This window comes from Pseudomonas sp. xss_4 (assembly GCF_043104125.1).
GTDB lineage: Bacteria > Pseudomonadota > Gammaproteobacteria > Pseudomonadales > Pseudomonadaceae > Aquipseudomonas > Aquipseudomonas parafulva_B.
In genome coordinates this window covers 22,746-30,121 of the sequence record NZ_JBICKJ010000005.1, presented here as the reverse complement: position 1 = coordinate 30,121, position 7,376 = coordinate 22,746, and the positions used below count along the sequence as shown (strand labels likewise).

Sequence of the window (7,376 nt, the reverse complement as noted above, 5' to 3'; positions counted from 1 at the left end):
CTTGTCAAAAAGTAAGCAAAAACCGCCTGCTCCTATCATCCGGCCCCTACGCTACGCTTCGGGGTTCCCTCGCTCCGGGCTTGCTCCCGGGAGGACCGCGCTGCAGGCCCCATCCTGGGGCCCAGCGCTTGACGGGCATCCATGCCCGTCACCTCCCTCCGCAAGCCCTGCGCTCGGCCTCCTGAAGTCGCGATCTGCGGCGCCTGAGCTACCGCGCGCTTAGAAGCAAAAGCCAAAGCAACAGCAACAGCAACAGCAACAGCAACAGCAACAGTAGCAGTAACAGCAACGGCAACGGCAACGGCAACGGCAACGGCAACGGCATACCAATCAAATGTTTAGCCAGCCACAAAGTAAAGGTTGCCATTCACTACTTTAATCCCCCTCAAGCGGCATGTGAGTATCGAACGCATGACTCCCGCCCAGCCCAGCTCACCATCGTCCAACCGCCCTTCACCGTCGAAGCCCAGGACGCTGTGCGGCGAAAATCCGTTGGTGCATGTCATCCTCGCCTTTTGGGCATTGTGGCACTGCCGTCACGCGCGCCCGCCCGACACCTCGCTTACGCCTGCATGACCTCACCCGGCCTGCATTGGGCCGTTTGACCCAGCCGGGCCGCCTGCACAGGCAGGGGCCTGAGCGTTCGCGAGCGAATGATTATGCACTTTGCACCTGTGGAGCAGGCCAGCCAGTTTCTGGCCGCCAACCCCGAAATCGATCTGTTTGAACTGTTCATCCTCGACGCCAACGGCGTGCCACGCGGCAAGCTGCTGCACCGTGATGAACTGCTGGCCGTGTACCAGACCGGCCGGCCATTACCCAGCACCATTCTCGGCCTGACCGTAAACGGCGACGACGTGGAAAACTCGGGCTTGGTCTGGGATGTCGGCGACATCGATTGCCGTGCCTACCCACTCGATGGCAGCCTGGTACGCCTGCCCTGGCGCCGGGTGCCGACCGCAGCGCTGCAAGTGAGCATGCACCCACACCAAGGCCTGCCGGCCAGCGTGGCCGATCCGCGTCATGTACTGTTGCGTACCGTCGAAGCCCTGAAGGCCGACGGGTACCACCCCGTGATGGCCTGCGAGCTGGAGTTCTACCTGCTCGACCAGCAGCGCGATGCCCATGGCCATCCGCAACCGGCGCTCGACCAGGACGGCGCACGCCCTCGCAGCACTCAGGTGTACGGGCTGCGAGAGCTGGAGCAGATCGAGCCGTTCCTGGCAGACCTGTATGCGGCCTGCAAGGCACAGGGCATACCGGCGCGTACGGCCATTTCGGAATACGCCCCAGGCCAGGTGGAGATTACCCTCGAACACGGTGATGCCGTGCAAGCGATGGACCAGGCAGTACGCTACAAGCGCCTGGTCAAAGGCATCGCCCACGCCCATGGCATGCAGGCCTGCTTCATGGCCAAGCCCTTCGGCCACTTGGCCGGTACCGGTATGCACATGCACCTGAGCCTGGCCGACAGCGCCGGCCGTAACCTGTTCGCCAGCGAAGATCCGGCCGGCACACCGCTGCTGCGTTACGCAGTGGCCGGCATGTTGCAGCACCTGCACGCGTCGCTGCTGCTGTTTTGCCCCAACGCCAACTCCTTCCGCCGCTTCCAGGCCAATAGCTACGCGCCCCTGTCGCCCACCTGGGGCGTGGACAACCGCACGGTCAGCCTGCGGGTGCCGGGCGGGCCGGCCAATAGCCGGCATGTTGAGCACCGTATCTGCGGGGCCGACGCCAATCCGTACCTGGCTGCCGCCGCCATGTTGGCCGCCAGTCACAGCGGCATACGTGATCAGCTCGACCCTGGCGCGCCGATTCAGGGCAATGGCTATGCCCAGGCGACCGAACATCTGCCAACCGACTGGCTCACCGCGCTGCAAGCCTTGGAGCAGTCGACCTGGGCCCGCGAAGCACTGGGCGATGCGTTTCTTGGCGTGTACCTGAAGGTCAAGCGCGCCGAATACCGGCAATTCATGGCCGAAGTCAGCGAACAGGACTGGCGCTGGTACCTGCACCAGGCCTGAGCCCCACACAGAACAAGGATTACCCATGAACGCAGCAGTGAACAAAGGCCCGGCGCAACGTGCGCCGTCCTACTACACCGCCACCCTCAACGACCTCACCACCTACCCCCAGCTCAAGGGCACCGTGCAGGTGGACGTGGCAATCATCGGCGCGGGCTTCACCGGCTTGGCAACGGCCGTGGAACTGGCCGAACGCGGCCTGAAAGTCGCGGTGGTCGAAGCCAACCGGGTGGGCTGGGGCGCCAGCGGGCGCAATGGTGGTCAAGTGACCGGCAGCCTGTCGGGTGACGAAGCCATGCGCGCACAGATGCGCAAGCGGCTGGGCAGCGACGTGGATGATTTCATCTGGCACCTGCGCTGGCGGGGCCACCAGATCATCGAGCAACGGGTGGCCCGCTATGGCATCGACTGCGACCTCAAGCACGGTCACCTGCACGCGGCCATGAAACCCTCGCACCTGGACGAGCTACGGGCTTTCGAGGCCCAGGCACAGCGCCATGGCATGGGTGATCAGGTCGAGCTGCTCGACCGCCAGGCGATGGCCGAACACCTGCAAAGCCCCCTGTACTTGGGCGCCCTGAAGAACCGGCGCAACCTGCACCTGCACCCGCTGAACCTGTGCCTGGGCGAAGCCCGCGCCGCCCACAGCCTGGGCGCGCTGATTTTCGAGCAGACCGAAGTGCTGGAAATCGTGCACGGCCCTCGCCCTGCCGTGGTGACGGCCCATGGGCGTGTGGACGCGCGCCAGGTGATGCTGGCAGGCGATGTCTATCACAAGCTGGAAAAGCGCCAGCTCAAGGGCAAGATATTCCCGGCCATGGGCGGCATCGTCACCACGGCGCCATTGGGCGAGCTGGCAGCGCAAATCAACCCGCAGGACCTTGCCGTCTATGATTGCCGATTCGTGCTGGACTACTATCGCCTGACGGCCGACAAGCGGCTGCTGTTCGGCGGCGGCGCCAACTACTCAGGGCGCGATTCGCGGGATATCGAAGCCGAACTGCGCCCGTGCATCGAGCGTACCTTCCCTGCCTTGAAGGGCGTGCCCATTGCGTTTCAATGGAGCTGCGCCATGGGCATCGTGGTCAATCGCATACCCCAAGTGGGCAAGCTTTCGGACCATGTCTGGTACTGCCAGGGCTACTCCGGGCACGGCATCGCCACCAGCCACATCATGGGCGAAATCATGGCTCAAGCCATGACCGGCACCCTGGAGCAATTCGACACCTTCGCCCAATGCAAGCATGTGCGTGTGCCGATGGGAGACGTGTTGGGCAACCCGCTCCTGGCAGCGGGCATGTGGTACTACCAGATGCTGGAAAAACTGCGCTGAAGCAAGGACCGCCCGCCCTGCGAGGCCTCGTCAAAAGGGGCTGCAGGGCGGTGGCAGGCGGTGCGCGCCAGGTCAGGCGCTTTTCTTGAGGTTGAGCTTCTTGAGCTCTTCGTCGCGCAGTTCGCGACGCAGGATCTTGCCGACGTTGGTGGTCGGCAGGGTGTCGCGGAACTCGACCTGACGTGGCACCTTGTAGCCGGTGAGGTTGGCGCGCATGTGCTCCATCACCTGCTCTTTGGTCACCGTCATGCCAGGTTTGACCACGACGAAGACCTTGATCAGCTCCCCGGATTTTTCATCCGGAATGCCGATGGCCGCACACTGCGATACGCCAGGCACCGCCGCCAGCACGTCCTCGAGTTCATTGGGGTAGACGTTGAAGCCGGACACCAGAATCATGTCCTTCTTGCGGTCGACGATACGCATGTAGCCGTCAGGCTGAATCAGGGCGATGTCGCCGGTCTTGAGCCAGCCTTCGCTGTCGAGAATTTCGGCGGTGGCCTCCTCGCGCTGCCAGTAGCCCTTCATCACCTGAGGGCCCTTGACGCACAGTTCGCCCACTTCGCCCAAGGGCAACTCGTTGCCGGCGTCGTCAACGATCTTGCACAGCGTTGACGGCACCGGAATACCGATGGTGCCTACCTGGTTGGCCTGCGCGGGGTTCACGGCGGCCACCGGGCTGGTTTCGGTCATGCCATAGCCTTCGCAGATGGCGCAGCCCGTCACCGCACGCCAGCGCTCGGCAACGCTCAGTTGCAGCGCCATGCCGCCAGATAGGGTGATCTTCAACGCCGAGAAGTCCAGGGCGCGGAACGCATCGCTGTTGCAAAGCGCCACGAATAGCGTATTGAGGCCCACGAAACCTGTGAACTTCCACCTGCCCAGTTCCTTGACCATGGCGGAAAGGTCGCGGGGGTTGCTGATCAGCACGTTGTGGTTGCCGATCAGCATCATGGCCATGCAATGGAAGGTGAAGGCGTAGATGTGGTACAGCGGCAGCGGGGTGATGAGAATCTCGCACCCTTCCTGCAGGTTCGAGCCCATCAGCGCCCGGCACTGCAACATGTTGGCCACCAGGTTGCGGTGGGTCAGCATGGCGCCCTTGGCTACACCGGTGGTGCCGCCGGTGTATTGCAACACGGCCACATCATTGGCTTGCGGGTTGGCCTCGGTCACCGGCTGGCCCTTGCCCAGGGCCAGGGCATCGTTGAAGCGCACGGCGCTGGGCAGGTGATAGGCCGGCACCATCTTCTTGACGTACTTGATCACGCTGTTGATCAGCAGCCGCTTGAGCGCAGGCAGCAGGTCTGCCACTTCGGTGACGATGACGTGCTTGACCTGGGTCTTGGGCACTACCTTCTCGGCCAGGTGCGCCATGTTCGCCAGGCACACCAGCGCTTTGGCGCCGGAGTCCTTGAACTGGTGCTCCATTTCCCGGGCGGTGTACAGCGGGTTGGTGTTGACCACGATCAGGCCGGCGCGCATGGCGCCAAATACCGCCACCGGGTACTGCAGCACGTTGGGCAGTTGCACCGCGATGCGATCACCGGGCTTTAGGTCGGTATGCTGTTGCAACCAGGCGGCAAAGGCACCGGAAAGGGTATACAACTCACCGTAGGTCAGGGTCTTGCCCAGGTTGCTGAAGGCCGGTTTGTCGGCAAAGCGCTGGCAGGATTGCTTGAGTACCGCCTGGATGTTGGGGAATTCGTCGGGATCGATCTGCGCCGCGATACCGGCCGGATACTTGTCCTTCCAAAAATGGTCGATCATGCAAGCCCACTCCTTCAGCAACAGCGAAGTTCGTTTCACGCGTCGAGGCGTTTATTATTGATATGAGATGACGGCCTGATGCAAACCAGATCATCTGAAAGCGGGCCGAGAGTAGCAGCTTTGCCGAGGGTCTACTAGAGCCCAAAGCGGGCTTGACAGTCACAAAGGTGACTCAATGAATACTTCGGGTCACGTTTAGAGTATTTGACTTAATGAGCCGGTTAGGCCACCGGGATGTGCCGTGCGCCAGGCCCTGGCACACGGCACATCTTCCTTGTCGCGGGCTATCGATTTAGCTGGCGTCACGCAGTTCGCGCCGCAGGATCTTGCCCACCGGCGTCATCGGCAGCGCCTCGCGTAGCACGATCTGCTTGGGCACTTTGTAGCCGGTAAGGTTGGCCTTGCAATAGGCCTTGAGCTCCTCGACATCCACACCCCCTTGGCGCGGCACCACGAACAACTTCACCGCTTCGCCGGAACGCTCGTCTGGCACGCCGATGGCGGCACAGTTGGCGACTTTGGGATGGCCCATGACCACCTCTTCGACTTCGTTGGGGTACACGTTAAAGCCCGATACGATGATCATGTCTTTCTTACGGTCGACGATACGGGTAAAGCCGTCGGGGTCGATCACGGCAATGTCGCCGGTTTTGAACCAGCCTTCGGCGTCCAGTGCCTCGGCCGTGGCCTCGGGTTGCTGCCAGTAGCCCTTCATGACCTGCGGGCCCTTGATGCACAGCTCACCGGGTTCACCCAGGGCCAGCTCGTTGCCGTCGGCATCGATCACCTTGAAAGCCGTGCCCACCACCGGGATGCCCACCGTGCCCAGCCGCGCCAGCGTGCCGTAGGGGTTGGTGCTGGCCACGGGGGACGTTTCGGTCAGGCCGTACCCTTCGACGATGCGGCAACCCGTCAGCTGTTCCCAGCGCTCGGCCGTGGCCTTGACCAGGGCAGTGCCGCCGGAGTTGGTGACCTTCAATGCAGAGAAATCGAGCTGGCGGAACCCGGGGTGGTCCATCAGCGCGACGAACAGGGTGTTGAGGCCCAGCAACGCAGAAAACCGCCACTTGCCCAGCTCCTTGATGAAGCCTGGTATGTCCCGCGGGTTGGTGATCAGCACGTTGTGGTTGCCGGTGACCATCATGCACATGCAGTTCGCGGTGAAGGCATAGATGTGATAGAGGGGCAACGGCGCGATCATCACCTCTTCGCCGTCCTTGAGTAGCTTCTGCCCGTCCGGCCCATGCTGGGAGAAACAGGCCAGCACCTGCAGCATGTTTGCCACCAGGTTGCCGTGGGTGAGCATCGCGCCCTTGGCCAGCCCCGTCGTGCCGCCGGTGTACTGCAGCACGGCGATGTCACCCAGGCTCAAGGGCACAGGCATGGGCACGCTATCGCGGCCCTGGCGCAGTACCTGCTTGAACGACACGGCCTGGGGCAGCGCATAGGCTGGCACCATCTTCTTGAGCTTGTCGACCACGGTGTTGACCAGCCAGCCTTTGAGCGTAGGCAGCATGTCGCCCATCTTCGCCTCGATCAGGTACTCGATACCGGTATCGGGCAGGACCGTCTGCACACGCTTGCCGAACAGGTTCATGTACACCAGGGCCCGGGCGCCGCTGTCCTTGAACTGGTGGCGCATTTCGCGCTCGGTGTAAAGCGGGTTGGTGTTGACCACGATCAGCCCGGCGCGCATGGCGCCGAACACGGCGATGGGGTACTGGAGCACGTTGGGCATTTGCACCGCGATGCGGTCGCCCGGCTTGAGGTCGGTCTGTTGCTGCAGCCAGCAGGCGAAGGCGGCCGACAGACGATCGAGGTCGGCGTAGGTCAAGGTCACGCCCAAATTGCTGAAGGCCGGGCGATCGGCAAAGCGCTTGCAGGAGCGTTCGAACACCTCGACCACTGACGCGTAGGCCTGCATGTCCAGGGTGGAGGGCACGCCCGCCGGGCGCTTGTCATTCCAGAAGTCGGCTTGCATTTATTGTTGTTCCTCTGCCGGGACCTGCACTGCGTCCTGTAGTCCGAGTGCCTGCGCGCTGACTATGCACAGGCGTTGGTTCGACGTTAGCAGGTAAGCCAGGCACGGCCCAGTCGTCAGCGCCTGCCATTAACATTGTGAATCTTATTTGTGCCCTTCCTGCAATTTGCTCGACTGTGGGTACACTGACGTGGGCGCAAAATGTGATCCGGGTCCCCCCGGCAAGCGTCTCACCCGTCTGGCCGACGCCCTGCGCGCGACCGGCATC

5 protein-coding genes are annotated in these 7,376 nt (G+C 62.8%); 2 read left to right on the top strand and 3 right to left on the bottom strand.

The window, feature by feature from the left end:
* Positions 1-208: 208 nt before the first annotated feature.
* Positions 209-367, bottom strand: coding sequence for a hypothetical protein (locus ACF8GB_RS00205; RefSeq protein ID WP_392526407.1), 159 nt, complete (start codon positions 365-367; stop codon positions 209-211).
* Between the two features lie 292 nt (positions 368-659).
* Here ACF8GB_RS00205 and ACF8GB_RS00200 point away from each other — a divergent pair, with 292 nt between their 5' ends.
* Positions 660-2,024 carry a glutamine synthetase family protein gene (locus ACF8GB_RS00200; protein WP_196126003.1) on the top strand — a complete coding sequence of 455 codons (1,365 nt, stop codon included), beginning with the start codon at positions 660-662 and terminating at the stop codon, positions 2,022-2,024.
* A 25-nt stretch (positions 2,025-2,049) separates the two neighbouring features.
* The gene (locus tag ACF8GB_RS00195) at positions 2,050-3,357 is read left to right on the top strand and encodes an FAD-binding oxidoreductase (RefSeq protein WP_058638075.1); all 1,308 of its coding nucleotides are present in this window, start codon (positions 2,050-2,052) and stop codon (positions 3,355-3,357) included.
* 72 nt (positions 3,358-3,429) lie between these two features.
* Here ACF8GB_RS00195 and fadD1 read toward each other — a convergent pair whose 3' ends face one another.
* Complete coding sequence (gene fadD1, locus ACF8GB_RS00190) at positions 3,430-5,127, bottom strand: long-chain-fatty-acid--CoA ligase FadD1 (protein WP_196186391.1); 1,698 nt, start codon at positions 5,125-5,127, stop codon at positions 3,430-3,432.
* Between the two features lie 292 nt (positions 5,128-5,419).
* Positions 5,420-7,108, bottom strand: coding sequence for a long-chain-fatty-acid--CoA ligase FadD2 (gene fadD2 / locus ACF8GB_RS00185; RefSeq protein WP_392526406.1), 1,689 nt, complete (start codon positions 7,106-7,108; stop codon positions 5,420-5,422).
* Between the last annotated feature and the right edge of the window lie 268 nt (positions 7,109-7,376).

Excerpts from the sequence above, each read along its gene's own strand:
- ACF8GB_RS00205 (WP_392526407.1), bottom strand. The coding sequence starts at position 367 with ATGGCAACCTTTACTTTGTGGCTGGCTAAACATTTGATTGGTATGCCG.
- ACF8GB_RS00200 (WP_196126003.1), top strand. The coding sequence starts at position 660 with ATGCACTTTGCACCTGTGGAGCAGGCCAGCCAGTTTCTGGCCGCCAAC.
- ACF8GB_RS00195 (WP_058638075.1), top strand. The coding sequence starts at position 2,050 with ATGAACGCAGCAGTGAACAAAGGCCCGGCGCAACGTGCGCCGTCCTAC.
- fadD1 (WP_196186391.1), bottom strand. The coding sequence starts at position 5,127 with ATGATCGACCATTTTTGGAAGGACAAGTATCCGGCCGGTATCGCGGCG.
- fadD2 (WP_392526406.1), bottom strand. The coding sequence starts at position 7,108 with ATGCAAGCCGACTTCTGGAATGACAAGCGCCCGGCGGGCGTGCCCTCC.